Origin of the sequence: Flavobacterium sp. LC2016-13, from assembly GCF_009707955.1 — a bacterium.
Taxonomy (GTDB): domain Bacteria; phylum Bacteroidota; class Bacteroidia; order Flavobacteriales; family Flavobacteriaceae; genus Flavobacterium.
In genome coordinates this window covers 15,743-35,712 of record NZ_WMDQ01000003.1, presented here as the reverse complement: position 1 = coordinate 35,712, position 19,970 = coordinate 15,743, and the positions used below count along the sequence as shown (strand labels likewise).

At 33.5% G+C, this 19,970-nt stretch carries 15 protein-coding genes; 12 read left to right on the top strand and 3 right to left on the bottom strand.

The features are described 5' to 3' along the window. The first annotated feature begins 5 nt into the window (after window positions 1-5). Together GKZ86_RS07405 and GKZ86_RS07400 are read left to right on the top strand one after the other, a co-directional pair. Window positions 6-914: a glycerophosphodiester phosphodiesterase family protein gene (locus GKZ86_RS07405; protein WP_154782475.1), complete on the top strand. Its 909-nt coding sequence runs from the start codon at window positions 6-8 to the stop codon at window positions 912-914. 57 nt (window positions 915-971) lie between these two features. Continuing rightward, a complete protein-coding gene (locus tag GKZ86_RS07400) occupies window positions 972-1,274 on the top strand; it encodes a hypothetical protein (protein WP_154782474.1) in 303 nt (100 codons plus the stop codon). 61 nt (window positions 1,275-1,335) lie between these two features. Here GKZ86_RS07400 and GKZ86_RS07395 read toward each other — a convergent pair whose 3' ends face one another. Next, window positions 1,336-2,637: a hypothetical protein gene (locus tag GKZ86_RS07395; RefSeq protein ID WP_154782473.1), complete on the bottom strand. Its 1,302-nt coding sequence runs from the start codon at window positions 2,635-2,637 to the stop codon at window positions 1,336-1,338. A 466-nt stretch (window positions 2,638-3,103) separates the two neighbouring features. Here GKZ86_RS07395 and ppk1 point away from each other — a divergent pair, with 466 nt between their 5' ends. Further along, a complete protein-coding gene (ppk1, locus tag GKZ86_RS07390; protein WP_154782472.1) occupies window positions 3,104-5,131 on the top strand; it encodes a polyphosphate kinase 1 in 2,028 nt (675 codons plus the stop codon). A 49-nt stretch (window positions 5,132-5,180) separates the two neighbouring features. Here ppk1 and GKZ86_RS07385 read toward each other — a convergent pair whose 3' ends face one another. Next, entirely contained in the window at window positions 5,181-5,354 is a 174-nt protein-coding gene (locus GKZ86_RS07385) for a hypothetical protein (protein ID WP_154782471.1), read from the bottom strand. A 181-nt stretch (window positions 5,355-5,535) separates the two neighbouring features. Here GKZ86_RS07385 and GKZ86_RS07380 point away from each other — a divergent pair, with 181 nt between their 5' ends. From GKZ86_RS07380 to GKZ86_RS07370, 3 genes are all read left to right on the top strand, one after another. Continuing rightward, window positions 5,536-6,558, top strand: a complete 1,023-nt coding sequence (locus GKZ86_RS07380) for an LLM class flavin-dependent oxidoreductase (RefSeq protein WP_154782470.1) — start codon at window positions 5,536-5,538, stop codon at window positions 6,556-6,558. A gap of 498 nt (window positions 6,559-7,056) precedes the next feature. Beyond that, window positions 7,057-8,916: a T9SS type A sorting domain-containing protein gene (locus GKZ86_RS07375; protein WP_154782469.1), complete on the top strand. Its 1,860-nt coding sequence runs from the start codon at window positions 7,057-7,059 to the stop codon at window positions 8,914-8,916. Window positions 8,917-8,994: 78 nt separating this feature from the next. Beyond that, a complete protein-coding gene (locus GKZ86_RS07370; protein ID WP_154782468.1) occupies window positions 8,995-9,630 on the top strand; it encodes a carbohydrate-binding family 9-like protein in 636 nt (211 codons plus the stop codon). 369 nt (window positions 9,631-9,999) lie between these two features. Here the strand turns inward: GKZ86_RS07370 and GKZ86_RS07365 are convergent, their stop codons facing one another. Beyond that, window positions 10,000-11,040, bottom strand: a complete 1,041-nt coding sequence (locus GKZ86_RS07365) for a substrate-binding domain-containing protein (RefSeq protein WP_154782467.1) — start codon at window positions 11,038-11,040, stop codon at window positions 10,000-10,002. A gap of 320 nt (window positions 11,041-11,360) precedes the next feature. Here GKZ86_RS07365 and GKZ86_RS07360 point away from each other — a divergent pair, with 320 nt between their 5' ends. From GKZ86_RS07360 to glmM, 6 genes are all read left to right on the top strand, one after another. Further along, window positions 11,361-12,269, top strand: a complete 909-nt coding sequence (locus tag GKZ86_RS07360) for a sugar phosphate nucleotidyltransferase (protein ID WP_154782466.1) — start codon at window positions 11,361-11,363, stop codon at window positions 12,267-12,269. Window position 12,270: 1 nt separating this feature from the next. After that, complete coding sequence (locus GKZ86_RS07355) at window positions 12,271-13,374, top strand: phosphotransferase enzyme family protein (RefSeq protein ID WP_154782465.1); 1,104 nt, start codon at window positions 12,271-12,273, stop codon at window positions 13,372-13,374. Between the two features lie 5 nt (window positions 13,375-13,379). Beyond that, window positions 13,380-14,306: an NAD-dependent epimerase/dehydratase family protein gene (locus tag GKZ86_RS07350; RefSeq protein WP_154782464.1), complete on the top strand. Its 927-nt coding sequence runs from the start codon at window positions 13,380-13,382 to the stop codon at window positions 14,304-14,306. A 209-nt stretch (window positions 14,307-14,515) separates the two neighbouring features. Beyond that, window positions 14,516-15,889: a sugar MFS transporter gene (locus GKZ86_RS07345; protein WP_228526576.1), complete on the top strand. Its 1,374-nt coding sequence runs from the start codon at window positions 14,516-14,518 to the stop codon at window positions 15,887-15,889. Window positions 15,890-16,178: 289 nt separating this feature from the next. After that, a complete protein-coding gene (nagB, locus tag GKZ86_RS07340; RefSeq protein ID WP_154782463.1) occupies window positions 16,179-18,107 on the top strand; it encodes a glucosamine-6-phosphate deaminase in 1,929 nt (642 codons plus the stop codon). A gap of 178 nt (window positions 18,108-18,285) precedes the next feature. After that, window positions 18,286-19,668: a phosphoglucosamine mutase gene (gene glmM / locus GKZ86_RS07335; protein ID WP_154782462.1), complete on the top strand. Its 1,383-nt coding sequence runs from the start codon at window positions 18,286-18,288 to the stop codon at window positions 19,666-19,668. The last annotated feature ends 302 nt before the right edge of the window (window positions 19,669-19,970 follow it).

The following is a 19,970-nucleotide window of genomic DNA, read 5'->3' as shown; positions in this document are numbered from 1 at the left end:
ATAAAATGATCAGGACAATAAAGTTTATAGGTGTTTTAATAGTGCTCTTAACAGCATTTAATTGTGGAAGTACAGCAAAAACAGCACAAAAACATGTGATTGAAGTACAAGGACATCGCGGTGACCGTGGCAATTTTCCTGAAAACACGATTCAGGCTTTTATAAGCGCTGTAAAAAAAGGTGCAGATGTTATAGAACTTGATGTAGTGATTTCTAAAGACCAAAAAGTAGTAGTTTCTCACGAGACTTTTATGTCTTCACAATATATGTCAGATTTGGATGGAAAGCCGATTACAAAGGAAAATGAAAAGAGCTATAATCTTTACGAAATGACTTATGACAGCATTAGAAGATATGACAGCGGTTCAAGAGGAAATGCAGGTTTTCCGGCACAGCAAAAAATGAAAACCTATAAACCTTTATTATCTAAAATGATAGACAGTGTCGAAAATTATATTTCAACCAATAAGCTCAAACCTGTCAAATACAATATTGAAATCAAATCTGAAAAAGCAGATTATGGTAAAAGACAGCCACAACCTGAAATATTTTCTGCGATGGTTATGAAGGTGATTAAAGATAAAAATATGGAACAAAAAATAAATATTCAGTCTTTTGATCCCTTTGTTTTAAATGTGTTACATAAGATGTATCCTAAAACCAGAATTGCTTTTTTGGTTGGAGAAGGCACTGTAGTGAAAAATTTGGCGATGCTTGATTTTATACCTGAAATTTATAGTCCACATTTTAAATTACTAAACAAAACAGAGATAGATTCTCTACGATCTCTAAAAATTAGAATTATACCCTGGACTGTGAATGAGGATAAAGATATAGACAAAATGCTGAATTTGAATGTTGATGGCATTATCACCGATTATCCGGAAAAAGTATTGAAAAAAATAGTTCGATAGTACAGCAGAACTTTCTTGTAAAATCATTTTTAAAATTTAATTACCGAATACCTTATTATGCAGGGAATAAATTCCAGAGAACATCGGATTCTGGCGGCAGCTTTTGAAAAATTTGAAAATATGTCATTGATTGCCCAGGATGTATTGGAGGAATCTGAAGATTTACAAACCCGAAAGGGTATGGCAGAACTTGACAGATTGTATGAGAGATTTCAGTTATTATATAATGAACTTGAAAAATGTATTAAAGAATACGAAGGCAAGAAAAAAACAGTACGCAGTACTATCAACAGAAGCAATCGAAAATTAATTTCGGAGCTGCAAAAAAAATGCATATTTAAAATAGTTAGTATGATTTAAAACCTCCAAAATCTTTTATTTTGGAGGTTTTTATTTTAACTGAATATGCAAACAAGGAAATTTATAGAGCAGTAATCTTCACAGAACTTGCTTTATCATTAAAACCTCCAAGACAGCTATTATTTCCTGTTATTACGACAGATTCACCACCAAAATTATCATTCTGATACATCGTAATTTTGTATCCGTTTTCTAAACGAACAGAAGACAAATCATCATTTACGATACCATACGATTTTAGCTGAGCCAATGTATAATCGCCGGCAGGCAAAGCAATTGCATAACCCGTATAGTTGCAATTTTGGTAAAGAGTTACAATACCTCCCGCAGCAGCATTATATTTATTATCAGTATACGTACGAGAAAGATTGCCAACGCCATCAAAATAATTATCAGCTAATTTGGCAGGATCAGTTGCAAATTCTCCACCTTGCACAATAGCATCATTTCCATCATTCCATGCCCACGGAGCGTTTGCACCCCCAGTTTTAAAATCATTTCCTGTAAAACCTCCAGCTGGACTAGAAAACAATTGAGTGTTAAAACGTTGATCCCATAATCCTCCGCTTTCAAAAATATCAACAAGTTTATACTCCACATAAGTGTCATAATTATCAGCTGGTATTTGTGCCACACCGCTTGCAGAAGGATAGTAGATAATTCCATCTCCATCTATATCGTGCTGCGGCCACGCTTTAAGACTATGACCTTTAGTGTCTTGTGCAGTAATAGGATGCATTTCTCCGTTATAATCTCTCATTTGTAATGTTCCGTCAACACTTTCTAAGCCACTTACAAAAGAACTTCCAGTTGGTACGTACGAAAAGAAATCTGAATGACTTACTGTAACAGCTCCTTTTAACGAACCATAAGTAGAACCATCTTTTTCTACAATCATTAATACACCTTCTAAATCATTTTCGTGCTGATCTAATGAATACAAAAGCGGATTATCTGTCCAATCGCGAGGAGAGAAAAAAGCATAAGTAATAAACCAATGTGTATTCGATTCTACTACCGAATAGTAACAATGTGCCGCTAATGAATTGGCATAAGCCGGAAGATTATTCCAGTTGTTTTCTCCATTCCAGTCATTATCATAATTAATAGCGGTAAGGTAATCAGATTTTCCTCCTTCGGCATAAGTTCCTGTCGCATCAACATCTTTATAATGAATAGGAGCCCATCTTCTGGCCAAATTAGAACTTACGGCAACACTCATTTTTTTGAAACTTTGTTGTTCTTTTGCCACAGCGGTAGTTTCTGTTTGATCTGATGTCGCCTCCTCACATGAGAATGTAATTGCAGATAACACAATAATTAAGACTTTACTTAACACCTTTTTTCGATTCTGTTTTTTCATAATTCTAGTTTTAATGGTTTATAACATATTTAAATTCAATGATTTTGATAAATTATTAGATGAAAAAATAATCAGCAGCAGAAACTTTATTTCCTGAAAAAATTGTCGATCATGTATTATTTTTGAATTATAATTCTTACTACTTGTAAGTACGTTAAAAGAGAAATCGTACTATCTTGACGGTATTATAATACCGTTAACAAAAAGTTAACAGGATTAATAGTGTTTATTGTTTGTGGAGTCAATAAAAAAGTGATGCATACAAGGCATACATTGCAGTTATAATAGCATACATTTATAAGTTATAACAATGATATTATGTAGATTAAGATATGTTACCAATAAATTAAATTATGGTTAACTGGCTATGTATGTTTATATTTTAAGATAATTAATTCTCAAATTTACAAGTCGATCAATAAAAGTATAAACCAATTTATTTTCCTGTAACAGAAGCTTATTAAACGTGCAAAACTATCTCATACCTTCAGAAATATCCTGGCTTTCCTTCAATAATTGTATTTTGGATGAAGCTGATGACTCAAACAATTCATTATACGAAAGAATTAAATTTTTAGCCATTCATTCGTCAAATCTGGACGAATTTTTCAGGGTTAAAATCAGAAAACTGCTGATCAAAAATTCAAAAAAAAATCAAGACTTACTGGATAAAATCCTAGCAGAAGTAAATCTTCAGCAAAATAGATTCGGAGCAATTTGGAAGAATTCAATACTGCCAGAATTAGCAGCTAATAATATTGTCTATTATGAAAATCAAGAGCTTATAGAAGAACATTTACATGAAATTGAATATTATTTTAAAAGCATCATTTTGTCTTATATTCAGGTAATACACATTTCAGTAAATCAACCTAAAACGTATTTCTTAAACAATCGCAGTTTATACTTTTTGGTAAAGTTAAAAGATAGTGCAGGTAACTTTAGTTACGCTTATCTTAATATTCCTTCGGATAAACTGGATCGCTATAAACAATTGCAAAGTCTGGGAGATACGCATTATATTATTTCGATTGATACCATAATAAAGAATTGTTTGCCTTTGATATTTCCAACCGGAAAAGTGGTTTCCTGTAATGCTATAAAATTAAATCGGGATGAAAATTATCTGATAGAAGATGAAAACTCAGGAGATTTGATAGCGAAAATTGAAGCAAAAATAGAAGAACGCAAACGCGGATCATCGACAAGATTCCTTTATGATTCTAATATGGATGCTGAAACAATTTTGGTATGTAAAAAAGCTTTTAGACTTAAAAAAGATGAAATGATAAAAGGAGGAAGCCATCATAATTTTTATGATTTATTCAACTTTCCAAATCCTGTAAAACCAAATCTTCAGGGAGAAAATTATACTGGTCTCAAACATTTACCTTTTGAAAGCAGTAAATCAATTTTTGAAATTATTGACAAGCAAAATCAATTGCTGCACTTTCCGTATCAATCGTATTATTATGTATTGCAATTTTTTAATCAGGCGGCAATTAACAGAAATGTTCTTGAGATAAAAATTACTTTATACCGTATTTCATCGCAATCGTTAATTGCAAATGCATTGATAAGTGCGGCAAAAAATGGTAAAAAAGTAACTGTTTTTGTAGAGGTTAAAGCACGCTTTGATGAATACAATAATTTATTCTGGTCCCGTGAAATGAAAAATGCCGGTATAAAGATTATTCAAAGTATGCCAAATTTAAAAGTTCATGCTAAAGTGGCGATGGTAACCATGAAAGACAAATACGGAAATAAGAAGAACTATAGTTATTTATCAACGGGAAATTTTAATGAAAGTACGGCAAATATTTATTCTGATTTTGGATTCTTTACTGCAGAAAAAAAATACGCAGATGATTTAAAAACAGTTTTTTCATTTTTAAAAACCAAGAAAAAAACAGCAGAACCAAAACATATTTTGGCAGCAGGCTTCAATATGAAAGAGAAGTTAATAGCATTAATAGATAACGAAATAGAAAATAAAAAAGAGGGCAAGCAAGCTTATATCTTTTTAAAAGTAAATGGAGTTGACGAAAAGGATATTATTGATAAGCTTATTGAAGCAAGCAAAGCCGGTGTTGATGTGATAATGATCGTACGTGGAATTTGTACTTTATTGCCGGGAATTAAAAATGTATCAGAAAATATCGAAATCTACCGTATTGTAGATATGTTTTTAGAACATTCAAGGATATACAAATTTGCTAACAATGGCGATCAAAAAATATATCTGTCCTCTGCAGATATGCTGAATAGAAACTTAAATAGAAGAGTAGAAGTTGCTTTTCCAATATCAGATGAAAAACTTATTGCAGAAATAAATAAAATTATAGAACTCCAGTTAGACGATAATACAAAAAGAAGAGTTATTAATTCTGAAGGATTAAATGAATTGTATGCAATTGGTAATGATGCATCAAGACGTTCTCAAACAGAAATTTATAACTGGATAGCAGAGGAAAATAAAAATCTAGAGATGTAAATCGAATAAACGTTTCAATACTAAAATTTCATTTTCCTCCTTAATCTGATTATGCTTCAGGATATTCATCTCGAAGTTCTAACATATAATGATTATTAGCTGTTAATGGAGTTTTAAAATTACCATCAAGATAATCTTCATAATTTAAAAGCAGTTGCTCTTCGTAAGATGTTGAAGTAGTTGTAGATTCTCCGTTGGTATAAAAGTAGTCTTGAAATGTCATATAAGTTGGTTTTGGTTAATGAATATTAAATTTATAATTTTTGCATCAGGAAATTTTATACAATTTTTCTTAATTATTATTGAATTATCACTTTTGATAAGAAACACTTTCTACAAAAGGGTGTAGACGCACTCGATAATGATGCGTATATTTGAAATTGTAAATAATAATAATGCTATCTATGAAGAAAATAGGGTTTTTATCGTTTGGGCACTGGGCCGATCATCCTTCCTATAAAGCTCGTACGGCAAGCGATACATTGCTTCAGTCTATAGATTTGGCCGTAGCTGCAGAAGAAATCGGTTTAGATGGCGCTTATTTTCGAGTACATCATTTTGCACGACAGTTGGCATCGCCTTTTCCTTTACTTTCTGCTATTGGTGCAAAAACAAGCAAAATAGAAATTGGGACCGGAGTTATAGATATGCGGTATGAAAACCCACTCTATATGGTTGAAGATGCCGGTGCAGCTGATATAATTTCAGAAGGACGTTTGCAATTGGGAATCAGCAGAGGATCGCCTGAACAAGTGATTGACGGTTGGCGCTCTTTTGGATATGAACCTGAAGAAGGAGAAACTGATGCCGATATGGGACGCAAAAAAGCTTTGGAATTTTTGGACAAACTTAGCGGTGTGGGATTTGCAGAGCCAAATCCATATCCAATGTTTCCAAATCCACCGGGTTTATTGCGCCTGGAGCCACATTCTGAAGGATTACGAGACAGGATTTGGTGGGGAGCTGCATCTAACGCTACTGCTATTTGGGCGGCCGAAAACGGGATGCACCTGCAAAGTTCTACGCTAAAATATGATGAGAATGGAAAACCTTTCCATATTCAACAAGCAGAACAAATCAGGTTGTATAAAGAGGCCTGGAAAAAAGCAGGACATAAGCACGAGCCACGAGTTTCAGTAAGTCGTTCAATTTTTGCACTGGTCAATGATCAGGACAGATATTATTTTGGAGATCAGGGTAAAGGTTCTGATAGCTTTGGTAATATAGAAAGTGATAAACGGGCAATCTTTGGAAAAAGTTATGCTGCTGAACCGGAAAAACTCATCGCAGAGTTAGCCCAGGATGAAGCTATTCAGGAAGCAGATACATTACTGTTAACAATACCCAACACATTGGGCGTTGACTACAACGTACATATACTGTCGGCTATATTAAAATATATTGCTCCAGAATTGGGTTGGCGTTAAATTTTTTCAAAACAAACACAAATAGCTCCCTGATTTTTTTTAATCAGGGAGCTATTTTTTATACAAAATAATAATATTCAATTTTCTTTACTACTGTAGTATTTTTTTAGTTTTGAAAAATTACAGCAATTTTATATTTATAGCTTTTTTCTTAAATGTGTTCTAGCACATTACATGTTTTGAAAAATACAGCAAATTTATCATAAGTAAAATATTACTTTTTATCTGTTTTTCGCATATTTTTGTGTTCGAACACATTTTTTTTGATTTTCACCTTGTTAATTAAATTACATTTTTTACATTCGTCTGAAATAAGCTACTTTATTTCCTTATTATTTGTTCTGAAAAAGTTTTTATAAATCAATAATTCACTTTTAATATTAAATGTAATTATTTGATTTTTAAGCTAAAAAAAGGATTAAGCTTGTTTTTTACTGTAGAAATATTGCAATATTTAATTATAGTTTTTTTTAATTGTTAATCCCAAAATATCAAATTATGAAAATCAAGAAAATTACATTTATTACTCTATTGTGTTTTGTGCAGGGTTTTGCGCAGACTTATGTCTCGACAACCGGAAATGATACTACAGGAACCGGTACAGCTGCCTTACCATTTAAAACCATTACAAAAGGAGTTCAGGTAGCTCCGTCAGGCGGAACAGTATTGGTTTTATCAGGAACTTACCCGGTTACAGGTCCTATTTTTGTTGGTAAACCTTTAACCATTCAAAAAAGTGGTTCAGCTGCGGTAGTTATCAACGCTTCTGGCTGGACAAGCACAGATACTTATGTTTTAGGAATTGTAAACACCAGCAATGTAACTATTGATGGATTGACTATTGCTAACAAAATTGGAAACGGAAGTAAAGGAATCTGGATTCTGGCTAATTCCGGAGCAACAGCTAATTTAAACAACATTACCATCAAAAATTCTGTTGTTAAAAACATTGGATGGATTAGTAATGATCTTGCTTCTATTCCTGCCAACAGTGGAATTGTAGCCAACGCTATAAAAGTGGATGCAGGTAATGGTACTTACGCAATTACAAATGTTAAAATTGAAGACAATATCGTAAACAATTGCGCCACAGGTTGGGGAGAAGCCGTAACGATTACCGGAAACGTAAATGGTTTTTCGGTTTCAAGAAACACAGTATTTGATATCGCTAACATCGGAATTGTGGCAGCCGGAAATTATACTTCAACCGGAGCTACGAGCAATAACCAGGCAAGAAACGGAATCATCTCTGCAAACGAAGTTTATGATTGTATGAGCGCTGTTGCCAATAGTGCCGGTATTTATCTGGATGGTGCACTAAATTGTACAGTAGACAGAAATGAAGTTTATAACTGTGGAGTAGGACTTGCTGTAGGTTCAGAGCAAAATACCGCTACCGGAAACGGAGGTGTTGCAACGGGACATATTATCAGCAATAATTCTGTTTATAGTAATGTAGTAACCGGAGCTATTTTTGGTGGCGTTATAGGAAGCGGTTATACAACAAGTGTTGGCAACACAAAAATCTATAATAATACTTTTTATAAAAACAGAACCGGAGCCGTTATCAATGGCGTTACTACTATTGGCGGTGTTGCAGTAGGAACGGTTGCAGATATTTACGGAGGTGAAGTACATTTGCAAAACAGTTCGGGAATTACCTTCAAAAATAATATTTTGTATGCTACAACGGGTAAAAAAGCACTTTTAGCTTCTTATGGTTATACCGTTTCGAGTTTTGTATCTAATTATAATTTGTTTTACAGAGAAGGAAATACAGATTTTATTATTGATTTAACCGGAGTAAGTTTCAACGGAAGTTCAACAACAGGATCTTATAATCAGGCAACATTTGCAGCGGCAACCGGACAAGATGTTAATTCAGTTGTTGGTTTACCAGGATTTATAAACGCTTCGATTTTTGATTTTACATTATCAACCGGAGCTTTTGCAGCAGACAAAGGAGATCCAACGTATAACGCAACTTATTCTGGCACGATTGATTTTGATGGAGATAACCGTAAAAGAAACGGCCGAATTGATATTGGAAATTCTGAACTGCAAACAGGATCTACAGCTAAAAAGGTTGCTACAGTAGAAGTAGCCGAAGAAATTGCCCCAAACTTTGCTGTTTTTCCTAATCCTGCTTCAGATGAAATCAATATTAATTTTGGAAAAGAAATTCAGTCCGCTACCATTTCAGTTTTAGATTTAAATGGCCGTGTACTTTTAAAAGGAGTTTATAATACAGCTAATTCAGCGACAATTAATGTTTCTGCCTTAAAAAAATCACAAATGGTTATTATTCAAATTAATGCTGATAACGAAATCAGTAACAATAAAATATACCTGAAATAATATTAATTTTTAGGGAACAAAAGAGATTTTATCTTTTGCTCCCTTTTTTTGTTTTTTAAAATTACGTACCTTTTTAGAATGAAAAATTACAATGTAAACCGTATAGAAAAAAACGCATTACAAATAAATGGTTTAGGGAATAATTCTCTTTGGAATAATGCCGAAACATTAACCGATTTTATTTCTCCTTGGGATGATTTAGAACCCGAAAAAATTGAATTAAGGGCTTTATGGGATACTGAATACATCTATTTTTCGTATAAAGTTTATGATACCAATATTCATATTGACAGAAAAGATGATTCTGTTGATAGCATTGCAGAGTCTGACAGAGTAGAGATTTTTTTCAGGACAGACGAAGCTTTAAATCCGTATTATTGTTTAGAAATTGATCCAACACCAAGAATAATGGATTTCATTGCATATCCCAACAAAAAATTCGATTATGACTGGAATTGGCCTGAAAATGATATTAGTGTAAAATCAAATATCAAAGAAGATTATTTTGTTGTCGAAATAGCAATCAGTATTCAGTCTTTAAAAAACTTCCACTTAATTAAAGACAACATTATAGAAACCGGATTTTACAGGGCAAAATACAAAAAACAGGAAAATAATTTATTTGAGCCAACCTGGATTACATGGATAAATCCGAATACCGAAACACCTAATTTTCATATTGCCAGCTCTTTTGGTACTTTGACTTTAGAGTAATGAAAAAATCTATTTAAACACATAGAAACATAGATTTAGTATGAGTTTAGAAAGGCGTTTCACTTGCATCAATAAACATAGCTATGTGTGAAAACTGGTTTTTTTTATATTCTTTTTTATACACATAAAATTCTATGTTTCTATGTGTTTAATTTTTTTTCACGCAGATTTGGCAGATTGAGCAGATTTTATTTTTAATCTTAAGAGTTTAATATGCAGCAAATCTTTTAATGCGTTGTGCAAAACACACATGTTTTGCCTCTCTTTTTGGTATATAAAAATCTATATTCCAGGTATTGAAAATAAGCAACAGAGAAAAAGTAAAATCTGCTCAATCTGCCAAATCTGCGAGAAAAATAAACACAAAGCTTATAAAAAATAATCCTTCGCGTTTTCGGTATTAATGATATCAATTGGCAAAAGCTTTTCGGCACTAATTTCTTTTTCAAAAATAAAGTGTTCGATTAAACTTGTTGTTCCTAAATACGCCTGTCTTTTCGGATTTTGGTGAATCAAAAAATCAATTGTTTTATTATTTAAATATTCCAGATTGTTTTCAAGCAAATCATAGCCTACAAGAGCAATCTTCTTTTCAGGATTTTTAGCAATAATTTTTGCAACCTGATATGCTTTTGAAGTTGTTACAAAAAGCCCGCTAATATTAGGGTTTTCTTCTAAATATTCTTTAAGCGTCGTTTTAAACTGTGGATGTTTTACCTTAAAAGTCTTGATTTCAAATTTTCCTTTTTCGAGATTATCGAAATAATCCCTGAAACCCTTTTCTTTTTCCTGCATGTGAATAGCATTCTCATAATCTTCATCAATATGAATGATGGCGATTGTACCTTTTTGAATCAATAATTCTAATAATCTTGCAGCAATTCGTCCACTTTGAAATAAATCCTGACCAACAAAACTTTTTATCGAACTCGATTTAAGCTGATTATTAAAAATGCTTGCGATAATGCCTTTGGAATTATACGTTTCAATAGCGTCAATAGCTTCTTTATGAAATAAAGGAACCAATAAAACAGCATCTGGCGACGCGTTTAAAACCGCTTTATTTGTTTCTACAAAAGATGCCGTACTTGTGGCATCAAACAAGAAAATTTCAACCTTAACATTAAAAGATTTAAACTCTTTTTTAGCTTCATTGATACCATCAATACAAGGTTGCCAATACGGATCATTTTTAGAATCAGGAATCAGAACACAGATAGAATAGATTTGTGTCTTCTTTAAACTTCTCGCCATTAAATTAGGCTGATAATCAATTTTATCCAAAACTTCATTAACCCTGTCAAGAGCATCCTGAGAGACTTTTCCTCTTTTATGCAAAACACGATCTACAGTGCCTTTAGAAACACCTGCAAGTTCTGCAATATCCTTAATTGTGTAAATTTTTTCCATATAGAAACAAATATATATAAAAATCAAATATCAGAAAATATTTTATTTTATGTGTTCGAAAACATTTTAATTGTGTTCGAGCACATTTTAACACAATTTTCTTTTTTTATAGAATATTAATATATATTTTAGCCGAATATTAATCATATAGTTTAGGATATTAACTTAAAAACTGTCAGATTAATATTTATTTTTCACTTTCTAAGAGAAGTTTTCAAAATAAGATCGCTTGTTATTTTGCTTCTTTTTAAAATCACCGGAGAATAAAAAAACTGACCAAAAACAATTAAAAATAATAAACCAATTAATATACTATTTAAATGAGCAAAAGTAAACCTACTCTCGTGATTTTGGCGGCAGGTATTGGAAGTCGATATGGAGGATTAAAACAGTTAGATACATTTACTCCAGAAGGAGATACTATTATGGATTTTTCGATATATGATGCATTACAGGCTGGCTTTGGAAAATTTGTATTTATTATAAGCAAAAATATTGAAGAAGAGTGCAAAGAGATTTTTAATAAAAAGTTAGAAGGAAAAGCTGAAGTAGGATATGTGTTTCAGGAAATAGATAATGTTCCGGCAAAATACCAAAATCCCGAAAGAAAAAAACCTTGGGGAACCGGACACGCACTATTAATGGCAAAAGATGAAGTAACAGAAAATTTTGCCATTATAAATGCCGATGATTTTTACGGAAAAGAAGCTTTTGAAATCATGGCAAAAGCATTGACAGAAATGGATAAAGAATCATACCATTTTAATATGATGGCGTATTTGCTTAAAAACACCGTTTCTGATCATGGTTTTGTTTCAAGAGGAGAATGTCAGGTTGATGAAAATAATTATCTAACCGATGTTACAGAACGCACTCACATCGAAAAAATAGATGGTAAACTGATGCGTAAAGATGATAACGGAAAGTTTATTCCGATTGATGAAAATACAATTGTATCAATGAATTTCTGGGGTTTTACGCCAAAATGTTTTGAATTTGGAGGTGCTCTTTTTGAGGAATTCCTGAAAGAAAACGAACATGATTTAAAAGCAGAATTCTTTATTACATCCGTTGTAAATGAAATATTGAAATCAGATAATGCATCGCTCGAAGTTCTTCAGTCGAATGCAAAATGGTTTGGAGTTACCTATAAAGAAGATAAGGAAATTGTAAAAAAAGAAATCGAAAAATTAAGAGCCCAAAAAGTTTATCCAACTAATCTCTGGTAATATGGTAGCAGAAAATTTAAAATTTATATTCGACCAGTTCGACCATGTAGAGGTTTTCAAAAATTTTGGAGAATTGGCTTCCGGCCACATCAATGATACCTATTTGGTTACAACTGATAGTCGTAAACAGTTTATTTTGCAGCGAATTAATAATGGCGTTTTTAAAGATGTTCCGGGCCTTATTGCCAATAAGGTCAGCGTGAGCAAACATTTGCTGCGAAAACTAAAACATTTGTCTCAAGACGAATTAAAACGTCGCGTACTTACTTTTATCGGAACCAAAAAAGGAATTTTCTATTATCATGATCAAGACGGAAATTTCTGGAATATGATGGTTTATATTGAAGGAAGTTTGACTTTTGAAACCGTTAATAATGAGGAAATTGCTTATGAAGGCGGAAAATTGTTTGGTGAATTTTTAAACCTCACCAGTGATTTTGATGCCAGAAAATTAATAGAAGTAATTCCGAATTTTCATAATATGGCGTTTCGTTATTCTCAGTTTGATACGGCTTTAAAAGAAGCTTCGGGACAACGAATTGAGCAAGCCAAAAGTTGCATAAATCTCGTTCACGAACTAAAAGAAGAAATGCACATTTTGCAAAAACTAAAAGATACCGGAAAAATAAAACTGCGAGTTACCCATAACGACACCAAAATTTCAAACGCACTTTTCGATACCAATAAAAAAGGTCTTTGTGTAATTGATACAGACACGGTTATGCCCGGAATTATTCATTATGATTTTGGTGATGCCATAAGAACCATTTGTAATACGGCCGCCGAAGATGAAAAAAATCTGGAACTTGTCAATTTCAATTTGCAGTATTATAAAGCCTACGTAAAAGGTTTTCTTGAAAAAACGAATTCATCTCTTTCATTATTAGAAATAAAATACCTGCCGCTTGGCGCTAAAACTATGGTTTTTATTATGGCATTGCGTTTTTTGACTGATTTTTTAAATGATGATGTCTATTACAAAACAGAATATCCGGAACATAATCTTGATCGTTCAAAAAATCAATTTAAACTAATTGAAAGCCTTACAGAACAATTTAAAGAAATGGAAGACTATAATTTGAATTTTATAGGATCATTAAAATAAAAAAAATGAAAAAATATGTAATTACTGGAGGTGCCGGTTTTATAGGAAGCCACATTGCCGAATATTTATCAAATAAAGGACATCAGGTTACAATACTTGATAGCCTTAGAACGGGATTCGAACATAACTTAAACGGATTAAATGTTGATTTTGTAAAAGGAGATATTCGTGACGAAAATTTAGTAAACGAAGTAGTGAGTGGAGCATCAGGTGTTTTTCATTTGGCAGCTTTGGTAAGTGTTCCGGAATCGTTATTGAAAATTAGAGAATGTATAGAAATCAATACAATAGGAACTATAAATATTTTAGAAGCGGCAAAAAATAATGAAAATTGTAAAGTAGTACTTTCAACATCGGCAGCAAATTATGGCAACAATCCAGTTTTACCAAAAGTAGAAACCATGTTTCCTGAACCAATGACGCCTTACGCCATTACAAAACTGGACGGAGAATATTATCTAAAAATGTATCTCGATCAATATCAGGTTCCAACAGCTTCTTTGCGTTATTTTAATGTGTTCGGTCCGCGCCAAAATCCTGAATCAGCTTATGCGGCGGCAGTGCCAATTTTTATTAATAAAGCACTTCAAAACGAACCAATTACCATTTACGGAGACGGCTTGCAAACCAGAGATTTTATTTATGTAAAAGATGTGGTAAAAGCAAATATTCTGGCTTCGCAAACAGGAAATGAGACCTATAATGTGGCGCTTGGTCACAGTACATCAGTTTTAGAATTAGCTGAAAAAATTATAAAAATTACCAATTCAAAATCACAGATAAAATTTCTGGATGAAAGACCGGGCGATATCAAACATTCTAAAGCTAATCCTTCTAAATTCAATCAATTAGGATTTAAACCGGAATATACGATAGATCAGGCATTAGAAGAAACCATTCTTTTTTACGATCAGAAATTGGTCAGCAAATAATTTTTAGACAAAAAAACAATGCATGAGAATATTTAAACACATAGAAACATAGGTTTAAATGTGTAAAAAAGAATACCAAAGAAACAAGTTTCCACACATAGCTATGTTTGTTAATGCAAGTGAAACGCCTTTTATGCAGTTTCAAAAACTATGTTCCTATGTGTTGAAATAATAACCAACAAAAGACAAACCAAACAAAAACCAAAAATATGTCACAAATCGATCTTACCTTAAAAAAAGAACAAAGCAGTACTTTGATTCCAATGGTTATTTTAACTTCATTATTTTTTATTTTTGGATTCGTAACCTGGCTGAACGGACCGCTGATTCCGTTTTTTAAACTAGCTTGTGAATTAACGGAATCACAATCTTATTTTGTGACATTTGCTTTTTACATCGCCTATTTTGTTATGGCAATTCCGTCCTCATTTTTAATTGAAAAAGTAGGTTACAAAAACGGAATTTCGTTAGGATTACTAGTCATTGCCGTTGGTGCATTACTATTTTATCCCGCCGCCGAAGCCCGAACTTTTGGTCTTTTCTTGATTGCTTTATTTGTAATGGGAACCGGTTTAGCAGTTTTACAAACCGCTGCAAATCCGTATGTGGTTGTAATTGGACCGCGGGAAAGTGCCGCAGCCAGAATCAGCGTTTTAGGAATTGCAAATAAACTGGCAGGATTTCTTGCACCATTATTATTAACCTCTTTGGTGTTATCCAATATTGGCGATTATTCTGCAGATAAAATTGCCGTAATGACATCCGTACAAAAAGAAAGTGCTTTAGATTTATTAGCCTTGCAATTGCAAACGCCTTATATGTATATGGCAGGAATTATGTTAGTTTTGGCCGTTTTGGTGAAATTTTCTCCACTTCCTGAAATCAATTTAGATGATGAAGGACAAGTAGCACATTTAAGCATTTTTAAACAAATAAAAGAAGCGTTCAAACATCCGCAATTGGTTTTTGGAGTTATTACTTTGATGGTTTACATCGCTGCCGAAGTTTTAGCTGGAGATTCTATTGGAGGTTTCGGAAAACAATTAGGGGTTTATGGAGAAAATGGTTCGTTTTATCTCAAACTGACTTCATTTACAATGACTGCAATGGTTATTGGATATATTTTAGGAATCACACTTATTCCTAAATATGTTTCGCAGGTTTTTGCCTTAAAAGTATCAGGATTTTTAGGTCTTATTTTAGTTTCTTTAATCGTAATACTTTCTCCTAAAATCATGATTCAATTGCCAGGAATTCCACAATTGCCTTTAATCATTATTTTGGTTGCGCTTTTAGGATTGGCAAATGCATTATGCTGGCCGGCAATTTGGCCAATGGCACTTCAGGATTTGGGCGGTTATACAAAAATAGGCGGTGCAATCCTGATTATGGGAATTATTGGCGGAGCAGTATTTCCGTTATTTTACGGCCTGCTTGCGGATACAATCAATACTTCAAATCATGCATCCGGAATTGTCGAAGCAGCAAAAAGTGGCAATCAATTGGCATACTTAATATTATTACCGGCCTATTTAATGATTGTGCTTTTTGCTTTTAAAGGACATAAATACAGGAAATGGTAAATAAAATGCGAAGTATTTAACGCAAAAGTGTGTCATTTCGATCCCGAGGCTTCGGGAGAGAAATCACACTAGTAAATCGACAAAGATTGGCGATTTAGTTTGCGGAGTTTCTAGTGTGATCCTTTCTTCGTCAGGATGACAAGATTACGAAGACAAACACAAACATTTTATTCAACACAAATAAGCACTCAAATAACCATATTTGAACGTGTTCTGGTTCAACTTATGCCTTTTTTTATCGCAAAGGCAAGTATTCAAAATAAAAAAACATAATAAAATATATTTCAAAATGATAAAAAGTAATATAGACAAAGCAACAGGATTCGAGAAGCGTTTCGAGAACATCAATACGGTTGTTTTTGACAATTCATCCGATGCCTCAAAAGCGGTTGCCAAAGAAATTGCAGCTTTAATTCAATCAAAACAAAAAGAAAACCAGCCTTGTATTTTGGGATTGGCCACAGGATCTTCCCCAAAAGGATTGTATGCTGAACTGGTGCGACTTCATAAAGAAGAAGGTTTGAGTTTTAAAAACGTAATCAGTTTCAATTTGGATGAATATTATCCGATGCAGCCAAATTCGATCAACAGTTACGTTCGTTTCATGAAAGAACTTTTGTTTGACCATGTTGATATTTTGCCTGAAAACGCGCATGTTCCCGACGGACTTTTAACCAAAGAACAAATCGCGGATTACTGTCATGAGTACGAAGCCAAAATCGAAGCTTTGGGCGGAATCGATCTGCAGATTCTTGGCATTGGAGGAAACGGACATATCGGTTTTAATGAATCCGGTTCACTTCAAAACTCAAAAACGCGTTTAGTAGCGCTGGACCATATTACAAGGGTTGCGGCAAGCAAGGATTTTTCGGGATTGAGCAATACGCCAAGAACCGCTATTACCCTTGGGGTTAAAAAAATCATGGAAGCCAAACACGTTATCCTGATGGCCTGGGGAGAAGGAAAAGCGAGCATTATTAAAAAATCAGTTGAAGATGAAGTAACCAACCAGATTCCGGCTTCGTTTTTACAGGAACATAATAACGCGGTTTTTGTTTTGGATAAAGAGGCTTCCTCAAAACTGACAAGAATCAACAGGCCGTGGCTGGTTGAAAAAGTAATTTGGACTGATAAATTAATCAGAAAAGCGGTTTTGGGACTGGCACTGGATCTTAAAAAACCAATTTTAATGCTTACCGATGCCGATTATATCGAAAACGGAATGAGCGATTTACTGGCAGATTCAGGTCCGGCGTACGACATCAATATCAAAATATTCAATAAACTGCAAAATACCATTACGGGCTGGCCGGGAGGAAAACCAAATGCAGACGATTCCAACCGTCCGGAAAGGGCAGAACCAACCAGAAAGCGCGTGTTGATTTTCAGTCCGCATCCTGATGATGATATCATTAGTATGGGAGGAACTTTTATGCGTTTGCAGGAACAGGGACACGAAGTGCATGTGGCGTACCAAACCTCGGGAAACATCGCGGTTGCGGATGACGAAGCTTTAAGATTTGCAAGATTCGTAATTGATTACAACGAAAAATTCAACATCAAAAGCGCGGAAGCAGATAATATCTACAAAAAAGCACAAACGTTTTTAGAGAATAAAAAGAACAGCGAAATTGATATTCCTGAAGTAAGATATATTAAAGGGTTGATCAGAAAAGGCGAGGCGAGAGCAACAAGTCATTTTGTGGGGCTGAACGATGACCAGATTCATTTTATGGAATTACCTTTTTATGAAACCGGAACTATTGAAAAGAAACCAATCGGACCGGAAGACATTCAGTTGACGGTGCATTTGATTGAAAAAATAAAACCGCATCAAATCTACGCAGCAGGAGATCTTGCAGATCCACACGGAACCCATAAAGTTTGTCTGGATGCCATTTTTGAAGCTGTAAAAGTATTAAAACCAAAAGAATTCATGAACGATTGCTGGTTATGGTTGTACCGAGGCGCATGGCAGGAATGGGGAATTGATGAAGTTGAAATGGCTGTTCCGATGAGTCCGGATCAGGTTTTGGCAAAACGTCACGGAATCTTCAAACACCAATCCCAAAAAGACGGTGTTGTTTTTCAGGGAACTGATGCCAGGGAATTCTGGCAAAGAGCCGAAGACAGAAACCATGAAACAGCTCAAGTTTACCAACAAATGGGACTCGCAAGTTATGCTGCAATGGAGGCTTTTGTGAGATGGCATTACTAAGATTCTAAGTTGCTAAGATGCTAAGGTTCTAAGTTTAATAAAAAAGTGTTTATAGTTTGCCACGAATTACACAAATTTCCACAAATTAAATTCGCGATAATTCGTGCAATTCGTGGCGAAAAAATCATTTCAATCCTTTTAATCTGTGGCAAAAAACAAAAACAACAACAAGTAAAACATGACATTAATAAAATCAATTTCAGGAATACGAGGCACAATTGGGGGAGTTGTAAATGAAAATTTAACTCCGGTAAATGCGGTAAAATTTGCTGCAGCTTACGGAATGTGGCTTAAAAGTGAAAACACAAATCAATCATTAACCGTAATTATTGGAAGAGATGCCCGAATTTCGGGAGAAATGATCAGTAATCTGGTTTCAAATACCCTTACAGGTTTAGGAATTAATGTTGTTGATATTGGCTTATCAACAACTCCTACTGTTGAAGTTGCGGTAACATTAGATAAAGTAGACGGCGGAATCATAATAACAGCAAGTCATAATCCGAAACAATGGAACGCTTTAAAATTACTAAATCATAAAGGGGAATTTTTAAATGCGGAAGCAGGTAAAAAAATTCTAAAAATAGCAGAAGATGAGAATTTTCTTTTTGCAGAAGTAGATGATTTAGGAAGATATGAAAAGAAAGAAGGGTATATCGAAAAACACATTGAAGAAGTTTTAAAATTAGCTTTAGTTGATGTAGAAGCTATTAAAAACGCCAATTTCAAAGTAGTTGTCGATGCAGTAAATTCTACTGGCGGAATTGCGATTCCGGCTTTGTTAGAAAAACTGGGCGTGGGATGTATCAAATTGTATTGCGAGCCAAATGGCCATTTTCCGCATAATCCGGAGCCTTTAAAAGAACATTTGACTGATATTTCAGAATTAGTAGTAAATGAAAAAGCTGATTTTGGAATTGTTGTAGATCCAGATGTTGACCGTTTGGCTATTATTTGCGAAGACGGCTCGATGTTTGGCGAAGAATATACTTTGGTCGCTTGCGCTGATTATGTTTTAGGAAAAACAAAAGGAAATACGGTTTCTAATTTATCATCTTCAAGAGCTTTGCGGGATATTACTTTAAAGCATGGAGGAACTTACGATGCGAGTGCCGTTGGAGAAGTTAATGTTGTTGAATTGATGAAAACAACAAATGCCATTATTGGAGGAGAAGGAAACGGAGGAATTATTTATCCGGAATCACATTATGGCAGAGATTCATTAGTAGGCGTTGCTTTGTTTTTATCGCATCTCGCAAATGCCAAAATTTCGTGCAAAACACTCCGAAAAAGTTTTCCTGATTACTACATGAGCAAAAGCAAAATTGAACTTACTCCGCAAATTGATGTCGATAGAATTTTAGAAAAAATAGTTCAAAAATTCAATAGCGAAAAACCGAATTGTATCGATGGTGTGAAAATCGATTTTGAGGCTGAATGGGTTCATTTAAGAAAATCAAATACAGAACCTATTATTCGGATTTATACAGAGAGTAGTTCTCAGGAAAAAGCAGATCAATTGGCCGAAAAATTCATAAATGAAATCAGTGCTTTGATCTGACAAGTTTGACACTAAAATCTAAATTTAGAATTGAGAATATTATTTCAAAATAAGATTAAGACCTTGATTTAGATATAGAAAAAAGAATTTTTATTGCGTTTTTTAATTAAACGAATTTTTAATCAAAAGCGCTTCTTTTTAGAATTATGCAAAATTTTTATAATAAAAAATTAAATTCTTATGAGATGAAAAATCAAAATAAGTAAGAATTTAATAATACTTTTTCTAAAAAATGTGTTCGAAAACACTTTTTTTATGTGCACGAACACATTTTTTTGATTTTACCATTGTTTATTAAAAAA